Origin of the sequence: Streptomyces sp. IBSNAI002 (assembly GCF_052244475.1) — a bacterium.
In the GTDB taxonomy this organism is placed as follows: Bacteria; Actinomycetota; Actinomycetes; order Streptomycetales; family Streptomycetaceae; genus Streptomyces.
On the sequence record NZ_JBQPXG010000002.1, the window covers coordinates 5,991,201 to 6,013,005 of the forward strand.

Below are 21,805 nucleotides of genomic sequence, written 5' to 3' on the forward strand. Positions count from 1 at the left end.
ACTATCGCTCCTGCTGGTAAGTGGGGTCGATGTGGTAACTGCCGGTAGCCGGGCCGCTGTTGCCGGCCTGACGACCCTGCTGGATACCGCGCCTCAGGTTGGTCAGACGGCCGCGGACGTCGTCCGGAGCCCTCGAGACCTGCGGACCGGCCTGCGCCTCGGCCTGCTGCTGCGCAGTGCCGGCCACGAGGTTCGCCCGCGGGACCCGGCGGGGCAGCCCCGACGTGGTGATGCCGCCTGCGGCGGGCTGGCGAACCCGCTCGGCCTGCCGCATCAGCTCGTCGTTCGGAGAGGACCGCCAGCTGACGGTCGGCATGGCGCCGGTGGCCGCGGTGGCGGACTCGGCCGGTGCCTGGCCGCGCTGCGGCAGCTGCTGCGGAGCGGGGACCGCGGGGGCCGGCTGCTGCGGCTGCTGCGGTACGGAAGGTGCCTGCGCGGCGGGCTGCTGCCCCTCCTCGCGGAACCAGTTCGACTCCAGGGTGTCGAAGATGGGGCTGCGGGCGTCGCCGGAGCTCGCCGCCGGGGGCAGCGCCTCGGGCCGGTGGCCCTGCGGCAGACCGGGGGCTTCGGGACGCTGCGGCGCCGGGGCGTAGCCGCCGGCCTGCTGCTGCGGAGCCTGGGGCTGCTGGAACTGCTGCGGCTGGGGCTGCTGCGGGGCCTGGGGCTGGCGGGGGAAGCCGCCGACGCCGGGACCGCCGGGACCGCCGGACCGCTGGGGCTGACCGGTGGGCTGGTAGGTGCCCGGGCGGGCGAACTGACCGGTCGAGGACGGGTCCACGGGGCCGCGTACGTCCGGACGCTCGAACTGCCCGGTCGTGCTGTTGCCGCCGGGGTTCGCCTGGGGCATCGGGGCGTTGAAGTCCGGGCGGGCGAACTCGGCCGTCGAGCCGGGGCCCGAGAGCTCGTCGTGGCCGCGGGCCTGGTCGGCGCCCCAGCTGGTGGTCTGCGGACCGGGGAGCTCGGGCCGCGGGGCGCCACCGCGCGGCGGCAGCTGCGGCCGGGCGCCGCGCGAGGCGGGCGCCGCGGGGGCGGCCGGCTGCTGCGGCGACTGGGCCTGCGGCTGCTGGGGCTGCTGCGGACGCTCGAAGCCGTTGCCCTGCGGGAAGCCGGACGGGCCGGACGCGGTGGGCGCGGCCGGACGGGCCTGCGGACCGCGGCCCGCCAGCGGCGCACCGGAGCCGAAGCCGGCCTGGCCCTGCCCGCTGGTGGTCGCACCCTGCTGGGGGCGGGCACCCGGAGCGACCGGTCCGCCCTGCTGCGGGGACCAACCGCCCTGCGGGCCCTGCGGGCCCTGCTGGTTCTGCGGAGCCTGCTGGTTCTGCGCACCCTGCGGGCGCTGCTGGCCCTGGGCGCCGTCGCGGCCGGGCAGGGCGGCACGCTGGCCGCCCGGGGCGACCTGGCCGCGCTGCGGAGCCGCGCCCACCGGGGGACGGGAGGCCGCGCCGGGCACGGAAGCCTGCCCGCCGGGTCCGCCCTGACCGCCACCGGGGCCGCCCTGCGGACCGGGACCCTGGCCGCCCGGCTTCTTGCCGCCCTGGGCGACGTCCACCGGCAGCATGACGAGGGCCGTCGTACCGCCCGAGTCGGAGGGGCGCAGCTGGATGCGGATGCCGTGTCGCAGGGACAGGCGGCCGACCACGAACAGGCCCATGCGGCGGGAGACGGAGACGTCCACGGTCGGCGGCGACGCGAGCCGCTCGTTGATCGCGGCGAGGTCCTCGGGGGAGAGGCCGATGCCGGTGTCGTGGATCTCGACCAGCACGCGGCCGTCGGGCAGCGCGTGGCCGGTGACCTTGACCTTGGTCTGCGGGGAGGAGAACGAGGTGGCGTTCTCCAGCAGCTCGGCGAGGAGGTGCACGAGGTCGTTGACGACGCGGCCGGCGACGTCGGTGCCGGGCACCGACGCCAGCTCGATGCGCTCGTACTGCTCCACCTCGGACGCGGCGGCACGGAGCACGTCGACGAGCGGGACGGGGCGGGTCCACCGGCGGCCCGGCTCCTCGCCCGCGAGGACGAGGAGGTTTTCGCCGTTACGGCGCATGCGGGTCGCGAGGTGGTCGAGCTTGAAGAGCGAGGACAGCTGGTCCGGGTCGGCCTCGCGCGACTCCAGCTCGGAGATGAGCGAGAGCTGACGCTGGATGAGGCCCTGGGAGCGGCGCGAGAGGTTGGTGAACATCGCGTTGACGTTGCCCCGCAGGAGGGCCTGCTCGGCGGCGAGGCGGACGGCCTCGCGGTGCACGTCGTCGAAGGCCGCGGCCACCTGGCCGATCTCGTCGCGGGTGTGCAGACCGACCGACTCCACGGACGTGTCCACGTCCTGCGGGTCGGACTCGGAGAGCTGCTTGACGAGCTCGGGGAGGCGGTCCTGGGCCACGCGGGTCGCGGTGTCCTGGAGGCGGCGCAGCGAGCGGATCATCGAGCGGGCCATGACGAAGGCGCCGACGAGGGAGACACCGAGCACGAGGAGGATCAGCGCACCGTTGATGATGGCGTCCTGCTGCGACTCGTTCTTGAGCTCGCGGGCCTTCTGCTCCATGTCCTCGAGCAGCGACAGCTCGATGCGGCCCATCGCCTGGAGCTTGACGTCGTCGGCGTCGTACCAGTCCATCCAGGACCGGTTCTTCTCCTTGAGGAACTGGTCCTTGGTGCTCAGCACGCGGCGCGCGTAGTGGTCGGCGGTGCCGATCTCGGTGTTGCCGTCGCCGAGGGACGCGAGGAGCTCCTCGGACTTGCCCTGGTAGACCAGCTCGAAGGTCTTCTTCGACTGCTGCTCGCCCTTGAGCGCGGAGAGCGCGTACAGACGGTCGTTCTCCTTCAGCTCGCCCTGCCGCTCGTTGCTGTCGGGGAGCGAGGCGGCGATGATCGCGCGCTGGACGGAGGCGTACTCCTTGGCGGCGGAGAAGGCCGACAGGGCGCGCGTGCGCTTGATCATCTCCGGGCTGGAGGTGGCCTGGGCCATGTCCTGGGAGAGCGAGAGCAGCGAGACGATGAGGCTGTTGTACTCGGTGACGGTCTGCTGGGCGCCGTTCGCGTACGCCTTGCTGCGGATGTCCTCGATGAGGGTGAGCTGGCGGCCGATCTGCAGGATGTTGTTGCGGATCGACTTGAGCGTCTCGTCCTTGTCCTCCGTGTTGTCGACCCTGTCGGTCGCACGGGCGAAGGCCTCGGCGGCGGCGTCGGTGTGCTCGCGGACGCCCTTGACGGTGCTGTTGACCTTGCCGGACTTGTCGGCGGACAGCGGACCCGCGGACTTGTCGCGCTCCTCCTGGAGCGCGGCGGCCAGGTTGGTGGCCTGCCGGGTCATCGTCGTCAGCAGCTGCATGTGCTCCAGCTGCGCGATGTCGTTGAGCGAGTCGTTGATACGGACGCCACCGAGCGTGGTGGCGGCGACGACGGGCAGGGTCAGCAGCGACACCAGTCGCGTGCTGATGCGCCAGTTCTGCATGGCGAGGCGGGAACCGGGCCCACTGGGGGCCTTCGGTATCGCCACGTCCTGCTCGACCGCCCCGGCCTGGGCCTTGACGGCCTTGCCACGGCCCTTGGCCCTCGCCTTCACCGAGGCGGAGACGTCGGGACCCCCGCCTTCGACAGCCGGCCCGCGGTTCTGGGCGTGCTGGGGCGAGGAGCCACGGTCGGTCCCGCCGCGGGGCTCCTGGTCAGCCGCGGCTTCCCCTCGGCCCTGGCGGGCCTGGGGAGACCCCTTGCCATCCCTCTTGAATCGTCCCTGCACTAGCGTCGCAACCTCTGGACCAGGCGTCCCGCCGGGCGACCGGTGGGACGGTGTCGAGTCGTGGGGCACTGACGGCCCCATGGTGGTCGTCGGTGACCGGCGCGTCTCCCTCTCCTTGCCGCCGCGCTCGGCGCTGAGTCGCGCCACCTGCGCGCCGGCTGATTCCCGCGGCGGTCCCGCGAATTCCAGCACAGTGGAGGATCTCCAACAAGGTGCGAGCATCGGCCCGGGGAGTCGGTGACGGCTTGTGACAGCGGTGCTACAGGATGTGGGACTGCTTTCGGTAGAAACCGGACTTACACCATGCAAACACGGCGACTGGCAAGGTGTCCCAGTCGCCATGATCAGGAGCGGAATGGCGCATTCAGTGGCACAATGTCCGTTTCGTGGTGCAGAGTTGACTGTCCGTTATGCCGGTAATGCCTGGTCGCTGGTGAGCAAACTCACACGGCCGTGGCCATTACTTCCCGGTTCCGTGAGGGATTCGGATGTTTAGCCTTACCCCTTGAAGGGTTGGCGCCGTGGTCGGCGCGTGCCACAACCGACATCCAGATCGAACCCGAGGACCCCGAACCCCGATGAAGACGACGACGATGTTCCGCAACATAGCCAACCCCCGCCGCACCACCCTCGCGCACCTCAAGGACGCCGAGGACCTGCAGGCGGCCCCGGCCACCCCGGAGCACGCCGTCGAGCTGCCGACGCAGACCGCCAACCCGCGGCGCACCATCCTGATGGACGCCCCCGAGGCCGTCGCCGCGCCGTAGCCCCGGCAAATGAGGGCGAAGCGCCACTGCCGACCGCGTTAGCCTGGAGCCGCAGACTCCAGCCAGCGGACATACAGAGGGGCAGACGCAACACGTGCGCATCGCCAGGTTCTCGATCGACGGCAATGTCGCCTTCGGCGCGGTCGAGGGCGATGCCGCCCCCGGCGCCGGAGGCGAGCTCGTCCTCGACATCATCAAGGGCATCCCGTTCGCGGACTTCGAGCTCTCCGGCACGAAGGTCCCGCTGAGCAAGGTGCGCCTGCTGCCGCCCGTGCTCCCGAACAAGGTCGTGGCCATCGGCCGCAACTACGCGGAGCACGCGGCGGAGCTCGGCAACGAGGTCCCGGACGCCCCCATCACCTTCTTCAAGCCCTCCACCTCGGTGGTCGGCCCGGGCGACCCGATCACGTACCCCTCCTTCTCCCAGGACCTCCACCACGAGGCGGAGCTCGCCGTGGTCATCGGCCGCATGTGCCGAGAGGTCCCCAGGGAGCGGGTCAAGGACGTCATCCTCGGCTACACCTGCGCCAACGACGTCACCGCGCGCGACGTCCAGCAGCGCGAGAAGCAGTGGGCGCGGGCCAAGGGCTTCGACAGCTCCTGCCCCCTCGGCCCCTGGATCGAGACCGACCTCGACCCGGCCGACCTGACCATCCAGTGCACGGTCAACGGCGAACAGCGCCAGCTCGGCCGCACCAGCGACATGGTCCGCTCCATCGAGGACCTGATCGTCCACATCACCGAGGCCATGACGCTGCTCCCGGGCGACGTCATCCTCACGGGGACCCCGGCCGGAGTCGGCCCCCTGAACGTCGGCGACGAGGTCGCCGTCACCATCGAAGGCATCGGCACTCTCACCAACAAGGTGATCAAGCGTGGCTAACGCGAACTCCCCCCGCGTACGTTTTTGTCCCTCCCCGACCGGCAACCCCCACGTGGGCCTGGTCCGCACCGCCCTGTTCAACTGGGCGTTCGCCCGCCACCACGGCGGCACGTTCGTCTTCCGCATCGAGGACACCGACGCGGCCCGCGACTCCGAGGAGTCCTACGGCCAGCTGCTCGACTCGCTGCGCTGGCTCGGCTTCACCTGGGACGAGGGCCCCGAGGTCGGCGGCCCGCACGCCCCGTACCGCCAGTCCGAGCGCATGGACATCTACAAGGACGTCGCGCAGAAGCTCCTGGACGGCGGCTACGCCTACCACTGCTACTGCACCACCGAGGAGCTCGACGCGCGCCGCGCGGCCGCCCGCGCCGCCGGGAAGCCCTCCGGCTACGACGGCCACTGCCGCGAGCTCACCACCGTGCAGGTCGAGGCCTACCAGGGCGAGCACCGCAGCGCGATCGTCCGCTTCCGGATGCCCGACGAGACCATCACCTTCACGGACCTGGTCCGCGGCGAGCTGTCCTTCACCCCGGAGAACGTGCCGGACTTCGGCATCGTCCGGGCCAACGGCGCCCCCCTGTACACACTGGTCAACCCGGTGGACGACGCGCTGATGGAGATCACGCACGTCCTGCGCGGCGAGGACCTGCTGTCCTCCACCCCCCGCCAGATCGCCCTGTACAAGGCGCTGATCGAGCTGGGCGTCGCCAAGACCACCCCCGCCTTCGGCCACCTGCCGTACGTCATGGGCGAGGGCAACAAGAAGCTCTCCAAGCGCGACCCCGAGGCCTCGCTCAACCTGTACCGCGAGCGCGGCTTCCTCCCCGAGGGCCTGCTGAACTACCTCTCGCTCCTCGGCTGGTCCTTCTCCAAGGACCAGGACGTCTTCTCCATCGAGGAGATGGTGGCGAAGTTCGACATCGACGGGGTCAACGCCAACCCGGCGCGCTTCGACCTCAAGAAGGCCGAGTCGATCAACGGCGACCACATCCGCCTGCTCGACCCGAAGGCCTTCGCGGACGCCTGCGCCCCGTGGCTGGCCGCCCCGCACGCCAACTGGGAGCCCGAGGACTTCGACGCCGAGGCCTGGGAGCGCATCGCGCCGTACGCCCAGACCCGGGTGACCGTCCTGTCGGACATCACCGCCAACGTCGACTTCCTGTTCCGCAAGGAGCCGGTCGAGGACCAGGCCTCGTGGGACAAGGCGATGAAGGGCGAGCCCGCGGCCCTGCTCACGACGGCGCGCGAGAACCTCGCCAACGCCGACTGGTCGGACCCCGAGTCCCTCAAGCAGGCCGTCCTGACCGCCGGCGAGGCCCACGGCCTCAAGCTCGGCAAGGCCCAGGCCCCGGTCCGCGTGGCCGTGACCGGCCGCACGGTCGGCCTGCCGCTCTTCGAGTCCCTCGAGATCCTGGGCAAGGACCGCTCCCTGTCCCGCATCGACGCGACCCTGGCGAAGCTCGCCGCCTGATCCCGCACCCCCGGAAGGGGCGGCCGTTTCCCGCGGCCGCCCCTTCCGGCGTTCCCGCTCCCGGCCGCTCCCGCTCCCGGCCGCTCCCGCTTCTCCAACGTGCCCACGCGGCGCGGGGCCACCGCGTAGGCTCGGTTCCATGCCGATCCGTGCCGTGCTCTGGGACATCGACGACACCCTCTTCGACTACACGGGGGCCGACGCCACCGGGCTCTCGCGGCACCTGGAGGCCGAGCGGATCGCGGAGCGGTACGGGACCCCCGCGCAGGCCCTCGCGCTGTGGCGGGAGATCACCGACCGGCACTGGGCGCGGTTCGCCGGGGGCGAGGGCACCTTCCAGGGGCAGCGGCGCGACCGGGTGCGGGACTTCCTGGACCGGCCCGGGATGACCGACGGCGAGGCCGACGCCTGGTTCGACCAGTACGTCACGCACTACAAGGCCGCCTGGGCGGTCTTCCCCGACGTCGTGCCCGCACTCGACGCCCTCGCGGCCGGATACCGGCACGGGGTGCTCACCAACTCCTCCACCGCCAACCAGGACCCCAAGCTGCGCGACCTCGGCCTGCGCGACCGCTTCGAGGTGCTGGTCTGCGCCGTGGAGCTGGGGATCAGCAAGCCCGAGGCCGGCGCCTTCCTCGCCGCGTGCGGGGCGCTGCGACTGCCGCCGGGCGAGGTGGCGTACGTGGGGGACCAGCCGGAGATCGACGCGCGGGGGGCCCGTGACGCCGGGCTGCTCGCCATCTGGCTCGACCGCGACGGCCGCCGGGGGGAGGGGCCCGCCGGCGTGCACCGTATCGAGGGCCTTGACCTGCTCTCCGAGCTGCTGGCCGCCGATACCCGTTTTGGAGCACGGTCAGGCATCCGGTAATGTTCTTTCTGCGCCGCCCGAGCGGGCCGAAAGGCCAGAAGGGGGCGCCACTCGAAAGAAAACCCCGCAGGGGGTTGACTTTTGGTGGGGTATAGTGTAATTGGCAACACGAGGGTTTCTGGTTCCCTTATTCTAGGTTCGAGTCCTGGTACCCCAGCGCAGTGCAGTAGTAACGCAGTGCTTAGCCCCCGTTGTGTAGCGGCCTAGCACGCCGCCCTCTCAAGGCGGTAGCGCCGGTTCGAATCCGGTCGGGGGTACAGATCCTTCCCGTGAGGTGTCCTGGGTAGCTCCCGTACGTCTTGATGCAGGATCGCTAGGGCCCCCGTTGTGTAGCGGCCTAGCACGCCGCCCTCTCAAGGCGGTAGCGCCGGTTCGAATCCGGTCGGGGGTACTGTTGGTCTGGTATAGACCACTTTGGGCTATGGTGTAATTGGCAACACGAAGGTTTCTGGTTCCTTTGTTCTAGGTTCGAGTCCTGGTAGCCCAGCGCAGTGCAGCGAAAGTTGCAAGGCTTGCCCCCGTTGTGTAGCGGCCTAGCACGCCGCCCTCTCAAGGCGGTAGCGCCGGTTCGAATCCGGTCGGGGGTACGCACGGAAGAGGCCCTCCGCGTTCATCGCGGAGGGCCTCTTCGTTGTGTCCGCCCGGGTTCGGGCATCTCGTAAGTGCGGGCCCGGAGGCGCGTGTTCGGACGTGTGCGGCGTCGTACGCGCCCCCGGGCCCGGGGGTGTGCGGGGCAAGAGGGAAAAGGTCAGCCGGAGCGGCGCAGGGCCTCCGTGAGACGGGCGGCCGCGTCGATGACGGCCTGGGCGTGCATCCGGCCCGGGTGGCGGGTCAGGCGCTCGATCGGCCCGGAGACCGACACGGAGGCCACCACCCGGTTCGACGGCCCGCGCACGGGCGCCGAGACGGAGGCCACGCCGGGCTCCCGCTCGCCGATCGACTGCGCCCAGCCGCGGCGCCGCACGCCCGAGAGCGCCGTCGCCGTGAAGCGCGCGCCCTGCAGGCCGCGGTGGAGCCGCTCGGGCTCCTCCCAGGCCATCAGGATCTGCGCGGCCGAGCCGGCCTTCATCGGGAGCGTGGAGCCGACCGGGACGGTGTCCCGCAGGCCCGACAGCCGCTCCGCGGCCGCCACGCAGATGCGCATGTCTCCCTGACGGCGGTAGAGCTGCGCGCTCTCGCCCGTCACGTCACGGAGGTGGGTGAGTACCGGTCCCGCCGTGGCCAGCAGGCGGTCCTCGCCGGCCGCGGCGGCGAGCTCCGCCAGCCGCGGTCCGAGGATGAACCGGCCCTGCATGTCCCTCGCCACCATCCGGTGGTGTTCCAAAGCCACGGCAAGGCGATGCGCCGTGGGTCGTGCGAGCCCTGTCGCCGCGACCAGCCCGGCGAGGGTGGCCGGACCGGACTCCAGTGCGCTCAGTACCAGAGCTGCCTTGTCGAGAACGCCGACGCCGCTAGAGTTGTCCATGAAACGATATTCACGTCTCACACTGTGAAACGCAAGTTCAATTTTTCCAAGAACCAGAGAGTCTGTATGTGCGGGTCCACGAACCACTGGGTCCGAGCCGTCGTCCGGGACGTGGGGTACGGACGGCACGGCGCACTGGATCTCTATGAAGCGCCGGCACAACCGGCCGGCCGGAGGGAAAGCGATGGGTAGGACACTCGCGGAGAAGGTCTGGGACGATCATGTCGTCCGGCGCGCGGAGGGCGAGCCCGATCTCCTCTTCATCGATCTGCACCTGCTGCACGAGGTGACCAGCCCGCAGGCCTTCGAGGGTCTGCGTCAGGCCGGCCGCACGGTCCGGCGCCTCGACCTCACCATCGCGACCGAGGACCACAACACCCCCACCCTGGACATCGACAAGCCGATCGCCGACCCGGTCTCGCGGGCCCAGCTGGAGACGCTGCGCCGCAACTGCGGCGAGTTCGGTGTGCGGCTGCATTCGCTGGGTGACGTGGAGCAGGGTGTCGTCCATGTGGTCGGTCCGCAGCTGGGTCTGACGCAGCCGGGCACGACGGTGGTGTGCGGTGACTCGCACACCTCGACGCATGGTGCGTTCGGTGCGCTGGCCTTCGGTATCGGGACCAGTCAGGTCGAGCATGTGCTGGCGACGCAGACGCTGCCGCTGGCCCGCCCCAAGACCATGGCGATCACCGTCACCGGCGCGCTGGCCGAGGGCGTCACCGCGAAGGACCTGATCCTGGCGATCATCGCGAGGATCGGTACCGGCGGCGGCCAGGGCTATGTGCTGGAGTACCGGGGCGAGGCCATCGAGAACCTGTCGATGGAAGCGCGGATGACGATCTGCAACATGTCGATCGAGGCGGGCGCGCGGGCGGGCATGATCGCCCCGGACCAGACCACCTTCGACTACCTCCAGGGCCGTGACCACGCCCCGGCGGGCCAGGACTGGGACAGTGCCGTCGCCTACTGGCGGACGCTGCGCACCGATGAGGACGCGGTCTTCGACGCGGAGGTCGTCATCGACGGCGCCGCGCTGTCGCCGTTCGTGACCTGGGGCACCAACCCCGGCCAGGGCGCGCCGCTGTCGGCGAACGTCCCCGATCCCGCTTCGTACGAGGACGCTTCGGAGCGGCATGCCGCGGAAAAGGCCCTGGAGTACATGGGGTTGACCGCGGGACAGCCGCTGCGTGACATCACCGTCGACACCGTCTTCGTAGGTTCGTGCACCAACGGCCGTATCGAGGACCTCCGCGCCGTCGCCTCGATCATCGAGGGCCGCAAAGTCGCCGACGGGGTACGGATGCTGGTCGTGCCCGGCTCGGTCCGGGTCGCGCTCCAGGCCGTCGAGGAAGGCCTGGACCGCGTCTTCAAGGACGCCGGGGCCGAATGGCGGCACGCGGGCTGCTCGATGTGCCTGGGCATGAACCCCGACCAACTCGCCCCCGGCGAGCGATCCGCGTCCACCTCCAACCGCAACTTCGAAGGCCGTCAGGGCAAGGGCGGACGCACCCACCTGGTCTCCCCGCAGGTCGCCGCCGCGACCGCGGTACTGGGCCACCTGGCCTCCCCCGCCGACCTGTCCGCCGCCGACGCCACCGCCGGAGTCTGAACCATGGAAGCCTTCACCACCCACACCGGCCGGGCCGTCCCGCTGCGCCGCTCCAACGTCGACACCGACCAGATCATCCCCGCCCACTGGCTGAAGAAGATCACCCGTGACGGGTTCGAGGACGGTCTCTTCGAGGCCTGGCGCAAGGACCCCGAGTTCGTCACCAACCGCCCCGAACGCGCCGGCGCGACCGTCCTGGTCGCCGGACCCGACTTCGGTACCGGCTCCTCACGCGAACACGCCGTCTGGGCCCTGCAGAACTACGGCTTCAAAACCGTCATCTCCTCCCGCTTCGCCGACATCTTCCGCGGGAACTCCCTCAAGAACGGCCTCCTGACCGTCGTCCTGCCCCAGGACACCGTCGAACGGCTGTGGCAGCTCACCGAAACCGACCCCACCGCCGAGATCACCGTCGACCTCGTCGACCGCCAGGTACGAGCCCAAGGCATCACCGCCGACTTCGAACTCGACGACAACGCCCGCTGGCGCCTCCTCGAAGGCCTCGACGACATCTCCCTCACCCTTCAGAACGAAACCGACATCGCCACCTACGAAAGCAACCGCCCGACCCACAAGCCGCGCACGATTCAAGCCTGATTCCAGCCTGATCAGGGCTTATTCACCCCCGGGTGATCGCGTCCAGAACACTGTGCCCCCCACCGTCCGGTGGGGGGCACAGCTGTGTGTTGAGGCCCCGTGAGGCGACAACTCGCCCCAGATGGCACAATCTGTGCATGGAACGCGACAGTCAACTTGAGCTCTACGACCGTGTCGCGGACCGGCTGAAAGAAGCACACACACGGGTGCGCTCACTGCAAGTCCCGGAGGGCGTAAGGATGGCGCTGTCCCGGAAGCTGTTGGTCGTCACGGCCGCGGCGAAGCACGATCTCGCCGATGCGGCAAGGCGCCTGGACAGGTTGATGAAGGACCTTGACGAGGGTCGATTCCCTGAAGGCGACTGATGCGAAGGAACTCCGTAACGTCCCCCAGCGTTGCGGCACTAGGGTGATTAGCCCGTTTCGTGTTTGATTTGCGGTATATATCCGCCTAACGTGCGAAATAAGCTTGAACACATTCGTTCTGGCGAAGTCTCCGAAGGGGAAGACGTTGAACAAGGCGCAGCTCGTAGAAGCGATTGCCGACAAGGTGGGCGGCCGCCAGCAGGCCGCGGACGCTGTCGACGCGGTACTGGACGCGATCGTCCGCGCTACCGTCGCGGGCGACCGGGTCTCGGTCACGGGCTTCGGCTCGTTCGAGAAGGTCGACCGTCCGGCCCGTTACGCCCGCAACCCGCAGACCGGAGAGCGCGTCCGGGTCAAGAAGACCTCGGTGCCCCGCTTCCGTGCGGGCCAGGGGTTCAAGGACCTGGTCAGCGGCACCAAGAAGCTGCCCAAGGGCGGCGAGGTCTCCGTGAAGAAGGCGCCCAAGGGCAGCCTCACCGGCGGTGCCTCCGCGACGGTCAAGAAGGCCGCCGCGAAGAAGGCCACCACCGCCAAGAAGGCGGCGGCGAAGACCGCGGTCGCAAAGAAGGTCACGGCCAAGAAGACCACCGCCACGGCCAAGAAGGCGGCGGTGAAGAGCACCGCCACGGCCAAGAAGGCCACGGCCACGGCGAAGAAGACCACGGCGGCGAAGAAGGCCACGACGGCGGCGAAGAAGACCACCGCCACCGCGAAGAAGACCGCGCCGGCCGCCAAGAAGGCCACGGCGGCGACGAAGGCGCCCGCCAAGAAGACGGCGACGCGCAAGGCCACCGCGAAGAAGACCACCGCCCGCAAGAAGTAGGGGCGCGAGTCACACACGCCGGGCCGGTTTCCCCGCGGTGGGGAAACCGGCCCGCGGTGCGTTCTCTCAGAAGGTCTGCAGCGTGACCAGGGTGATCCGCAGGGCCGCGCCCTCGCCGTCCGTCTCGATCCGCACCCGCTGCCCGGGCCGCAGCAGCCGCAGGCCGCCCGCGTCGAAGGCCGGGGCCCCGAAGGGCACCGGGGTGCCGTCGTCCAGCAGCACACTGCCGCTGCGGGTCTGGGAGTCGTACGTGTACGCGGTCGCCTGCATACCGGCACTGTATCGGGCGGTGTGCGGCCCCACACCGAGGGCGAGCGCCGTCCGCAGATCCTCCGCGGTGTCCACGTCCCGGCGCACGCTGTCCACGCCCGACAGGGAGATTTCCACCGCCCCCGAAGCCGAATGCCGGGCCCGCGAGCGCCCACCGAACGCGGGTGCCAATTCCACGTCCGGAGCAGCGGAAAGCAGGGTCGTCCCGATTCCGGCCGCATCCGCCAGAAATGCCCGGGGAAATACCGCGGCCTTTTCGAGCACGCGTAGCAATTCGGGCGGCCGCAAGGCCGGCAGATCGGCGTTCATCGCGGCCACCGCCGCCCCCGGCCGGCCCGCCCGTATCGCCCGCACCCCGTGGGCCAGGGCCGCGTTGAGCCCGGCCCCCGGGCCGTCCGCGACGATCCGCGCCCCCAGCCGGGACAGTTCCCCCGAGGCGGTCGGGTCGTCCGTGACGACCACCACATCCGCGACCGCCGCGCAGGCCAGCGCCCCCGCCACGGTGTCCTGGGCGAAGGCGAGGGCGAGCCCCGGACGGGAGGCGCCCACCGCGGCCGCGAGACGGCTCTTGGCCGTCGCCAGAGGCTTCAACGGGACGACCAGGCTCCAGACGGCGTTCGTGACCGACCCCTTCCCTCCGGTGCGCTGCGGGACATGTTCCGACCATGGTCAGGTCATGGCCGGGTCATGTACCGGCCCATTGTCGCCTCCGTCGGGCGACCCGCGGCTCTTGTCGCGCGAGCGGGGCGTACGGTGTTCTCGACAGAGACCGGGCCTGGGGCGACACTTGTCCGGCCGACGAGTGCCCAAGCTCCCCCAGCCACCGCTGGGAGGTACCCGCACCGGTCAAAGAGGAAGGTGTCCGAGTGTCCCGCCGCAGAATCGGCTTCTGGTACCGCCTGGCGGCGGTCATCGCAAAACCGCCGCTGGTAGTGCTCTTCAAGCGGGACTGGCGGGGAATGGAGCACATTCCGGCCGAGGGCGGCTTTATCACCGCCGTCAATCACAACTCGTATCTGGACCCGCTGTCCTACGCGCACTTCCAGTACAACACCGGCCGGGTACCCCGATTGCTCGCCAAGGCGGCCCTCTTCAAGGTCCCGATTGTCGGCGCGATCCTGCGCGGATCGGGGCAGATCCCGGTCTACCGGGAGAGCACCAACGCCCTGGAAGCTTTCCGGGCGGCCGTGGACGCGATCGAGCGCGGCGAATGCGTGGCCTTTTACCCGGAAGGCACCCTCACCCGCGATCCCGACATGTGGCCGATGGCCGGCAAGACCGGCGCCGCCCGGGTCGCTCTGATCACCAGGGCGCCCGTCATCCCGGTGGCCCAGTGGGGCGCGAACCTCGCGATGCCGCCCTACGCCCGGGAGAACAAGGTCCGGCTCTTCCCGCGCAAGACCCTCCAGGTGCTCGCGGGACCGCCCGTCGACCTCTCCGCCTTCTACGACCGGGAACCCACCCCGGACGTCCTCAAGGAGGCCACCGAGGTCATCATGGCGGCCATCACCGCGCTCCTCGAGGACGTGCGCGGCGAGGCCGCGCCCGAGCAGCCGTACGACCATCGCAAGGCCAGGGCGGAACAGCGGCGCAAGGCCGCGGGGGAGGGCACGAAGTGACACGTCCCGTGAAGGCGGCCGTCTACGGAACAGGCTCCTGGGGCACTGCCTTCGGCATGGTGCTCGCCGACGCCGGCTGCGAGGTGACCCTCTGGGGCCGCCGCCGGGAGCTGGCCGACGCCATCAACACCGGCCGGACCAACCCGGACTACCTGCCGGGGATCGAACTCCCCGAGAACCTCCGCGCCACCACCGACCCGGCCGAGGCCGCCCGCGGCGCCGACTTCACCGTCCTCGCCGTCCCCTCCCAGACGCTCCGCGGCAACCTGGCCGAATGGGCCCCGCTGCTCGCCCCCGACACCGTGCTCGTCTCCCTGATGAAGGGCATCGAACTCGGCACCGCCAAGCGGATGAGCGAGGTCATCGAAGAGGTGGGCAAGGTCCCCGCCGAGCGCGTCGCCGTGGTCACCGGCCCCAACCTGGCCCGCGAGATCGCGGCCCGCCAGCCCGCCGCCTCCGTGGTCGCCTGCGTGGACGAGGCCGTCGCCCAGCGGCTCCAGGCCGCCTGCCACACCCCGTACTTCCGCCCGTACACCAATACCGACGTCGTCGGCTGCGAGCTCGGCGGCGCCGTCAAGAACGTCATCGGCCTCGCCGTCGGCATCGCGGACGGCATGGGCCTGGGCGACAACACCAAGGGCTCGCTCATCACCCGCGGCCTCGCCGAAACGACCCGCCTCGGCCTGGCGATGGGCGCCGACCCGCTCACCTTCTCCGGCCTCGCCGGCCTCGGCGACCTCGTCGCCACCTGCTCCTCGCCGCTCTCCCGGAACCACACCTTCGGCACCAACCTCGGCCGCGGGATGACCCTGGAGGAGACCATCGCGGTCACCAAGCAGACCGCCGAGGGAGTCAAGTCCTGCCAGTCCGTGGCCGATCTGGCCCACCGGTACGGCATCGACATGCCGATCACCGAGACGGTCGTCGACATCGTCCACCACGGCAAGCCGACCCTGGTCGCGCTCAAGGAACTGATGGGACGCAGCGCCAAACCGGAACGCCGCTGAGTCCTTTCCGGACGTCCGAGCGGGTACCCTCGTGGCGATATGAGCAGCGAGAACCTCCCCCAGACCCCTGAGCAGCAGGGCCGCAAGCCCCGCGTGGCCGTCGTGTTCGGCGGCCGCAGCTCGGAACACGCCATCTCGGTCGTCACGGCGGGCGCGGTGCTGCGCTCCATCGACCGCTCCAAGTACGAGGTGCTGCCGATCGGCATCACCACGGACGGCCGGTGGGCGCTGACCGCCGACGAGCCGTCGCGGATGGCCATCGCCGACCGCAGGCTGCCGAGCGTCTCGGACCTCGCCGACTCCGAGGACGGCGCCGTCGTGCTCTCGGTCGACCCCGCCAGCCGCGAGGTCGTCTACACCGAGCCCGGCGCCGTCCCCAAGGCCCTGGGCGAGGTCGACGTGGTCTTCCCCGTCCTGCACGGCCCGTACGGCGAGGACGGCACCCTCCAGGGCCTCCTGGAGCTGTCCGGGGTCCCGTACGTCGGCTCGGGCGTCCTCGCCTCGGCCGTCGGCCAGGACAAGGACTACATGAAGCGGGTGTTCACCTCCTTCGGGCTGCGCGTCGGCCCGTACCTGACCGTCCGCCCCCGCGAGTGGACCGCCGACCGCGACGCCGCCCGCGGCCGGATCCTGGACTTCGCCGCCGAGCACGGCTGGCCGCTGTTCATCAAGCCCGCCCGGGCCGGATCCTCCATCGGCATCACCAAGGTCGACGACGCCGACGGCCTGGACGCCGCGATCCGCGAGGCCCAGCGCCACGACCCGAAGATCATCGTGGAGGCGCTGCTGCGCGGCCGCGAGATCGAGTGCGGGGTGCTGGAGTTCGAGGACGGCCCGCGCGCGAGCGCGCCCGCCGAGATCCCGCCGGTCTCCAGCCACGACTTCTACGACTTCGACGCGAAGTACATCGACTCCGCCTCCGGGATCGTGCCCGCCCCGCTGACCCCGGAGCAGACCGCCGAGGTGCAGCGGCTCGCGATCGAGGCCTTCGAGGCCGCGTCCTGCGAGGGCCTGGTGCGCGCCGACTTCTTCCTCACCGAGGACGGCACCTTCGTCATCAACGAGATCAACACGATGCCGGGCTTCACGCCGATCTCCATGTACCCGCGGATGTGGCAGGAGTCGGGCATCGAGTACCGGGAACTCGTCGACCTGCTGATCCAGGCCGCCCTGCGCCGCTCCACCGGGCTGCGCTAGCCGCACGGGCTCCCCGGACCGCCGACCGCCCGCCCGCAGGCCCTCACGGGGCCGGCGGGCGGGCGGTCGGTGTGAGGGGCGGCGGCCTCAGTAGGACGAGATCCCCACGGGCACGGTCGCGGCCACGGCCGTGGACAGTCCGACGAGCATTCCCGCGTCCGTGGCATGCTCCTTGTCGACCACGACCTCCGTGTACGCCTCCCGCATCCCGGTGGTGAACCGGAAACCCCCGTCGTCGAGCTTCTCCAGCAGCCAGGCGACGCCGTTCACGTGGACGCCCTCCTGCTTCTCATCGGCCATCGCAGGGGGCTTGGGGATACCGCACCGCAGTACGATCGCCGAGCCGCCCCACGCGGCGGTCAGCGCGGACCGCGGTTCGGTACCGGTCCGCGCCAGGCCGGCCACCGTCTCCGGGAGCTCCTCGTGCAGTGCTGCACAGAACCCCGCGACTTTGGCCGGCGGCGCGGGCGGCGGGTCGACCCGGGCCTCGGTGTCGCCCGGCGAGCACGCCGCGACGGCCACGAGGGCCAGCACGGCGGGCACGGCCGACACGATGCGGACACGGAGGGGCCGGCGGTGGAGGGTCATCACCGGCCAAGAGTAGACGGGGGCTACAGATGGACCACCGGGCAGGTCAGGGTGCGGGTGATCCCCTCCACCTGCTGGACCTTGGCCACGACCATGCGGCCGAGCTCGTCCACGGTGTCGGCCTGGGCGCGCACGATCACGTCGTACGGGCCCGTCACGTCCTCGGCCTGGATCACCCCCGGGATCTGGCCGATGGACTCGGCGACGAACGACGCCTTGCCCACCTCGGTCTGGATGAGGATGTACGCCTGTACCACGGAACCTCCAGGGCGGCCACGAGGATCATTTCCCCTAACCTTCGGGTGGGCCCCACACGATCGAAAGGGCCGGGGGAAGAAGGGACGCCACGGTACCGCGTCGCCGCGCGCCACGGGGAGACCCGCGGGCCCGGCGCCACGCACAGCGGGGCGTACGGAGAGCTGAAGTTGACGTATCTGTTGACGGTACCCAGAGCTGTGAGGGCTCGCGACCGCAAGCGGACTGGGCAAGAAGGGGCACAGCGATGAAGGGCACTGTGGGCGAGCTGGGGGAGTTCGGGCTCATTCGTGAGCTCACCTCACGGCTCACCACCACCCCGGCGGTCCGCCTCGGACCGGGCGACGACGCCGCGGTGGTGTCGGCGCCGGACCGGCGGGTCGTGGCGAGCACCGACATCCTGCTGGAAGGCAGGCACTTCCGGCGCGACTGGTCCACCGCCTACGACGTCGGGCGCAAGGCCGCCGCGCAGAACCTCGCCGACATCGCCGCCATGGGCGCGGTGCCGACCGCGCTGCTGCTCGGCCTCGTCGTACCGGCCGAACTCCCGGTCACCTGGCCCACCGAGCTGATGGACGGCATCCGCGACGAGTGCCAGGTCGCCGGCGCGGCCGTGGTCGGCGGGGACGTCGTACGCGGCGACACCATCACCGTCGCCATCACCGCCCTCGGCGACCTGCGCAACCACGAACCCGTGCTGCGCTCCGGCGCCCAGCCCGGCGACGTCGTGGCCGTCACGGGCTGGCTCGGCTGGTCCGCCGCCGGATTCGCGGTCCTCTCGCGCGGCTTCCGCTCCCCGCGGGCCTTCGTCGAGGCGCACCGGCGCCCCGAGCCGCCGTACCACGCGGGCCCCGCGGCCGCCGGGCTCGGCGCCACCGCCATGACCGACGTCAGCGACGGGCTGATCGCCGACCTCGGGCACATCGCCGAGGCCAGCAAGGTACGGATCGACCTGCGCTCGGGGGCCGTCGACATCCCGACGCAGATGCACGACATCGGCCAGGCCGTCGGCGTGGACCCGCTCCAGTGGGTGCTCACCGGGGGAGAGGACCACGCCATCGTGGCCACCTTCCCGCCCGACGTGAAGCTCCCGGCCCGCTGGAAGGTCATCGGCGAGGTGCTGAACCGCTCCGCGCTGCCCCAGGTCACCGTGGACGGCGCGCCGTGGACCAGCACCGGCGGCTGGGACCACTTCGGGGCCGACCCGGCCACCGAGGACAGCGCCCTGTGAGCACCGCCCCGCCGCTGTGCCTGACCGTCGCCGGATCCGACTCCGGCGGCGGCGCCGGCATCCAGGCCGACCTCAAGACGATGCTCGCGCTCGGCGTGCACGGCATGAGCGTGGTGACCGCGGTGACCGCCCAGAACTCGCTCGGGGTCCTGGGAGCCTGGGAACTGCCCGCCGAGGCCGTCACGGCCCAGTACCGGGCCGTGGTGGACGACATCGGCGTACAGGCCGTGAAGACCGGGATGCTCTCCTCCGCCGTGCTCGTCGAGGCAGTGGCCGCCCTGCTCGCCGACACCCCCGCCCCGGCCGTCGTGGACCCCGTCGGGGTCTCCAAGCACGGCGACGCGCTGCTCGCCGCCTCGGCCCTGGACGCCGTACGCCAGGAGCTGCTCCCTCGGGCCACCGTGGCCACGCCCAACCTCGACGAGGTGGCGCAGCTCACCGGCCTGGTGGTGGAGAGCGAGGACGACATGCGGCGGGCCGCCGACGCGATCCTCGGCTACGGGCCGCGCTGGGCGCTGATCAAGGGCGGGCACCTGACGGTGCACGGGGACGAGGCCGTGGACCTGCTGACCGACGGGACCGAGGAGCGGTGGCTGCGGGCGCCCCGGCACGACAACCGGCACACCCACGGCACGGGCTGCACCCTCGCCAGCGCCGTCGCGGCGGGCCTGGCCAGGGGCCTGGCCGTCCCGGCGGCGGTGACGGCCGCCAAGGAGTACGTCACGGGCGCCATCGCCGCCGGCTTCGCCCTCGGCGGCGGCATCGGCCCGGTGGACCACGCCTGGAAGTGGCGCTGAGGCCGCTGCCCGGCCCTGCCGCCCCGCCCTACCGCCCGGCCCCGCCACGGGGGCCGGGAAAGGCAAAAGACCGGTTCACCAGAGGTGAACCGGTCTTCCTGGCAACCGGAAAGGGCTGCGCTACGACGGGAGGCGTCAGCGCGAGACCTTGCCGGCCTTGATGCACGAGGTGCAGGCGTTGAGGCGCTTCGGCGTCCCATTGACCACGGCACGGACGCGCTGGATGTTCGGGTTCCAGCGACGCGAGGTGCGGCGGTGCGAGTGGGAGATGTTGTTGCCGAAGCTCGGCCCCTTGGCGCAAACGTCGCAGTTGGCAGCCACAGGTCACTCCAAAGACTTCAGATGCAATTACAGTGAACCCGGCGCACCGGAATCAGAGGTCTGAAGTGGCTTGCCGGGGGGAATGGCCCGACTCTCATCGGGCAACCGGAGCAGCATACAACGACTGCGTCCGTCCAAGAAAACTACCATGACCGCCGCTGCCCCCGCCCCGCGGTCCGGACGCCCGGGCAGTCCTTGGTTACCCTGCGGTGAACCCTGGCCCGCACAAGGAGGAACGCCCGGTGCCGCACGAGCCGCAGCCGCAGACCCCCGACGTGCTCGACGCCGAAGCGGTGCGCACCTGGAGCTCGCTCGCCCTGGCCGCACTGGGCCGGGCCCGCGAGGACATCGACGCGATCAACGTCTACCCGGTGGCCGACGCGGACACCGGGACCAACCTCTACCTCACCGCCGAATCGGCTGGCCGCGCCCTCGACGAGGTCTTCGGTCAGGCCGCCGAAGGCGCCCCCGGAGTGACCGACGCCACGCCGCGGACCTCCCTGGCCCAGGCCGTACGGGCCTACGCGTACGGGGCGCTGGTCGGCGCCCGCGGGAACTCCGGGACCATCCTGGCGCAGCTGCTGCGCGGTGTGGCCGACGTGCTCGGCGACGAGTCCGGCGAGCGGGAGCCCGGCCGGCTGCTGGCCCAGGCGCTGACCCGGGCCGCCGAGGAGGCGTACGGAGCGGTCGCGCACCCGGTGGAGGGCACCATGCTGACCGTCGCCGCGGCGGCCGCACGCGCCGGTGAGGCGGCGGGCGGCGCGGCCGCGACCGCCGCCGACGTGGCCCGCGCCGCCTACGACGGAGCCCGCGCCGCCCTGGCCGAGACCCCCGGGCAGCTGGCCGCGCTGGGCCGGGCCGGGGTCGTCGACGCCGGGGGCTGCGGGCTGGTCGCCGTACTGGGGGCCCTGTGGCAGGCGCTCTCCGGCCAGGAGCCGGCCCCCGAGCCGGTGCGCGGCCGGGCCGTGCCCGTACCGCGGGACACGGAACCCTGCGCGCAGGAGGACGACGGGCCCGCCTACGAGGTGGTCTACCTGCTGGAGGCCTCCGAGGAGGCGGTCGGGGAGCTGCGCGCACGGCTCGACGGACTCGGCGACTCCCTGGTCGTGGTCGGCGGCGAAGGGCTGTGGAACGTGCACGTCCACGTCGACGACCCGGGCGCGGCCGTGGAGGCGGGAGTCGTCGCCGGCCGGCCCTACCGGATACGCATCACGCACTTCGGCGACGAACGCCGCCGGGCCCGGGGCGCCCGCGCCCAGCGGGCCGTGGTCGCCGTCGTCCCCGGCGAGGGACTGGCGGGCCTGTGCGGGGAGGCGGGCGCGACGACCGTGCTCGTGCGCCCGGGCGAGGCACCGGCCGTCGCCGACCTCGTCGACGCCATCCACCGCGCGCACGCCCGCGAGGTGGTCCTGCTGCCGGGCGGCGCCGAACTGCGCGCGGTCGCGGCCGCGGCGGCCGAACGGGCCCGCGCCGACGGCGTGCGCGTGGCGGTCGTCCCCACCCGGTCCGCGGTCCAGGGCCTGGCCGCCCTCGCCGTGCACGACCCGGAGTGCAGCTTCGACGAGGACGTGGTCGCCATGACCGCCGCGGCCGGCGCCACCCGGTACGGGGAACTCGCCGTCGCCGAACGGCAGTCCTTCACCTCGGCCGGCATCTGCCAGGCCGGCGACGTGCTCGGCCTCATCGACGGCGACGTCGCCGTCATCGGGGCCGGCCTGGCCGAGACCGCCGTGGCCGTCCTGGAGCGGATGCTGGGCTCCGGCGGTGAACTCGTCACCCTCGTCCTGGGACCCGAGGTGCCGGACACCCTCGCCGGCCACCTGGAGGCGTACGTCCAGCACGGGCACCTGGCCGTGGACACCGTCACCTACCGGGGCGGGCGCTACTCGGCGCCGCTCCTCATCGGGGTGGAATAGCGGGCTTGTCGGCGGCATGGTGTGCA

At 71.5% G+C, this 21,805-nt stretch carries 19 protein-coding genes, 5 tRNA genes and 1 pseudogene; 19 read left to right on the forward strand and 6 right to left on the reverse strand.

Annotation, left to right across the window (positions count from 1 at the left end; all coding sequences use genetic code 11):
- Position 1: 1 nt before the first annotated feature.
- Positions 2-3,730, reverse strand: coding sequence for a nitrate- and nitrite sensing domain-containing protein (locus tag ACTVZO_RS28905; RefSeq protein ID WP_443301118.1), 3,729 nt, complete (start codon positions 3,728-3,730; stop codon positions 2-4).
- Between the two features lie 578 nt (positions 3,731-4,308).
- Between ACTVZO_RS28905 and ACTVZO_RS28910 the strand changes: the two genes are divergently transcribed.
- The 9 genes from ACTVZO_RS28910 to ACTVZO_RS28950 all read left to right on the forward strand — a co-directional run bounded on the left by ACTVZO_RS28910 (position 4,309) and on the right by ACTVZO_RS28950 (position 8,306).
- The gene (locus tag ACTVZO_RS28910) at positions 4,309-4,497 is read left to right on the forward strand and encodes a hypothetical protein (protein WP_443301119.1); all 189 of its coding nucleotides are present in this window, start codon (positions 4,309-4,311) and stop codon (positions 4,495-4,497) included.
- A 94-nt stretch (positions 4,498-4,591) separates the two neighbouring features.
- The gene (locus tag ACTVZO_RS28915; protein ID WP_443301120.1) at positions 4,592-5,380 is read left to right on the forward strand and encodes a fumarylacetoacetate hydrolase family protein; all 789 of its coding nucleotides are present in this window, start codon (positions 4,592-4,594) and stop codon (positions 5,378-5,380) included.
- Positions 5,373-6,851 carry a glutamate--tRNA ligase gene (gltX, locus tag ACTVZO_RS28920; protein ID WP_443301121.1) on the forward strand — a complete coding sequence of 493 codons (1,479 nt, stop codon included), beginning with the start codon at positions 5,373-5,375 and terminating at the stop codon, positions 6,849-6,851. Before ACTVZO_RS28915 ends, gltX begins: the two co-directional genes overlap by 8 nt.
- Positions 6,852-6,990: 139 nt before the next feature.
- Entirely contained in the window at positions 6,991-7,719 is a 729-nt protein-coding gene (locus ACTVZO_RS28925) for an HAD family hydrolase (protein WP_443301122.1), read from the forward strand.
- An 85-nt stretch (positions 7,720-7,804) separates the two neighbouring features.
- Positions 7,805-7,876: transfer RNA gene (locus ACTVZO_RS28930), tRNA-Gln, on the forward strand.
- Positions 7,877-7,903: 27 nt separating this feature from the next.
- Positions 7,904-7,976, forward strand: a tRNA-Glu gene (locus ACTVZO_RS28935).
- 61 nt (positions 7,977-8,037) lie between these two features.
- A tRNA-Glu gene (locus ACTVZO_RS28940) sits at positions 8,038-8,110 on the forward strand.
- Between the two features lie 24 nt (positions 8,111-8,134).
- A tRNA-Gln gene (locus ACTVZO_RS28945) sits at positions 8,135-8,206 on the forward strand.
- Positions 8,207-8,233: 27 nt separating this feature from the next.
- Positions 8,234-8,306 (forward strand) — tRNA-Glu (locus ACTVZO_RS28950).
- A 161-nt stretch (positions 8,307-8,467) separates the two neighbouring features.
- On the opposite strand, the gene ndgR is transcribed toward ACTVZO_RS28950, so the two are convergent.
- The gene (ndgR, locus tag ACTVZO_RS28955; RefSeq protein WP_007266782.1) at positions 8,468-9,184 is read right to left on the reverse strand and encodes an IclR family transcriptional regulator NdgR; all 717 of its coding nucleotides are present in this window, start codon (positions 9,182-9,184) and stop codon (positions 8,468-8,470) included.
- A 184-nt stretch (positions 9,185-9,368) separates the two neighbouring features.
- Here ndgR and leuC point away from each other — a divergent pair, with 184 nt between their 5' ends.
- From leuC to ACTVZO_RS28975, 4 genes are all read left to right on the forward strand, one after another.
- On the forward strand, positions 9,369-10,793 hold the full coding sequence (leuC, locus tag ACTVZO_RS28960) for a 3-isopropylmalate dehydratase large subunit (RefSeq protein WP_443301123.1): 1,425 nt from the start codon (positions 9,369-9,371) through the stop codon (positions 10,791-10,793).
- 3 nt (positions 10,794-10,796) lie between these two features.
- Positions 10,797-11,390, forward strand: a complete 594-nt coding sequence (gene leuD, locus ACTVZO_RS28965) for a 3-isopropylmalate dehydratase small subunit (protein ID WP_443301124.1) — start codon at positions 10,797-10,799, stop codon at positions 11,388-11,390.
- Between the two features lie 137 nt (positions 11,391-11,527).
- Positions 11,528-11,755 carry a hypothetical protein gene (locus tag ACTVZO_RS28970; RefSeq protein WP_384224921.1) on the forward strand — a complete coding sequence of 76 codons (228 nt, stop codon included), beginning with the start codon at positions 11,528-11,530 and terminating at the stop codon, positions 11,753-11,755.
- 145 nt (positions 11,756-11,900) lie between these two features.
- Positions 11,901-12,578, forward strand: coding sequence for an HU family DNA-binding protein (locus ACTVZO_RS28975; RefSeq protein ID WP_443301125.1), 678 nt, complete (start codon positions 11,901-11,903; stop codon positions 12,576-12,578).
- Between the two features lie 270 nt (positions 12,579-12,848).
- Here ACTVZO_RS28975 and cofC read toward each other — a convergent pair.
- A pseudogene (gene cofC, locus ACTVZO_RS28980) lies at positions 12,849-13,451 on the reverse strand (2-phospho-L-lactate guanylyltransferase); the annotation flags it as partial.
- A gap of 263 nt (positions 13,452-13,714) precedes the next feature.
- Here cofC and ACTVZO_RS28985 point away from each other — a divergent pair.
- Genes ACTVZO_RS28985 through ACTVZO_RS28995 form a run of 3 tightly spaced genes read left to right on the forward strand, consistent with a single transcriptional unit; the run spans position 13,715 to position 16,671 of the window.
- The gene (locus ACTVZO_RS28985) at positions 13,715-14,467 is read left to right on the forward strand and encodes a lysophospholipid acyltransferase family protein (RefSeq protein ID WP_443301126.1); all 753 of its coding nucleotides are present in this window, start codon (positions 13,715-13,717) and stop codon (positions 14,465-14,467) included.
- Positions 14,464-15,474, forward strand: coding sequence for an NAD(P)H-dependent glycerol-3-phosphate dehydrogenase (locus tag ACTVZO_RS28990; protein ID WP_443301127.1), 1,011 nt, complete (start codon positions 14,464-14,466; stop codon positions 15,472-15,474). The genes ACTVZO_RS28985 and ACTVZO_RS28990 overlap by 4 nt, the downstream gene beginning before the upstream one ends.
- A 39-nt stretch (positions 15,475-15,513) precedes the next feature.
- The gene (locus tag ACTVZO_RS28995; protein ID WP_443301128.1) at positions 15,514-16,671 is read left to right on the forward strand and encodes a D-alanine--D-alanine ligase family protein; all 1,158 of its coding nucleotides are present in this window, start codon (positions 15,514-15,516) and stop codon (positions 16,669-16,671) included.
- Between the two features lie 87 nt (positions 16,672-16,758).
- Here ACTVZO_RS28995 and ACTVZO_RS29000 read toward each other — a convergent pair whose 3' ends face one another.
- Together ACTVZO_RS29000 and ACTVZO_RS29005 are read right to left on the reverse strand one after the other, a co-directional pair.
- Positions 16,759-17,259, reverse strand: a complete 501-nt coding sequence (locus tag ACTVZO_RS29000; protein ID WP_443301129.1) for a DUF3515 family protein — start codon at positions 17,257-17,259, stop codon at positions 16,759-16,761.
- Between the two features lie 23 nt (positions 17,260-17,282).
- Positions 17,283-17,516, reverse strand: coding sequence for an Lrp/AsnC family transcriptional regulator (locus ACTVZO_RS29005; protein ID WP_030028650.1), 234 nt, complete (start codon positions 17,514-17,516; stop codon positions 17,283-17,285).
- A gap of 245 nt (positions 17,517-17,761) precedes the next feature.
- On the opposite strand from ACTVZO_RS29005, the gene ACTVZO_RS29010 reads away from it, so the two are divergent.
- Both ACTVZO_RS29010 and thiD read left to right on the forward strand, forming a co-directional pair.
- The gene (locus ACTVZO_RS29010; protein ID WP_443301130.1) at positions 17,762-18,745 is read left to right on the forward strand and encodes a thiamine-phosphate kinase; all 984 of its coding nucleotides are present in this window, start codon (positions 17,762-17,764) and stop codon (positions 18,743-18,745) included.
- Positions 18,742-19,542, forward strand: a complete 801-nt coding sequence (gene thiD / locus ACTVZO_RS29015; RefSeq protein WP_443301131.1) for a bifunctional hydroxymethylpyrimidine kinase/phosphomethylpyrimidine kinase — start codon at positions 18,742-18,744, stop codon at positions 19,540-19,542. The genes ACTVZO_RS29010 and thiD overlap by 4 nt, the downstream gene beginning before the upstream one ends.
- Before the next feature lie 135 nt (positions 19,543-19,677).
- Here the strand turns inward: thiD and rpmB are convergent, their stop codons facing one another.
- Entirely contained in the window at positions 19,678-19,863 is a 186-nt protein-coding gene (gene rpmB / locus ACTVZO_RS29020; RefSeq protein WP_007266795.1) for a 50S ribosomal protein L28, read from the reverse strand.
- Positions 19,864-20,105: 242 nt separating this feature from the next.
- Between rpmB and ACTVZO_RS29025 the strand changes: the two genes are divergently transcribed.
- The gene (locus ACTVZO_RS29025; protein ID WP_443301132.1) at positions 20,106-21,779 is read left to right on the forward strand and encodes a DAK2 domain-containing protein; all 1,674 of its coding nucleotides are present in this window, start codon (positions 20,106-20,108) and stop codon (positions 21,777-21,779) included.
- Positions 21,780-21,805: the final 26 nt, after the last annotated feature.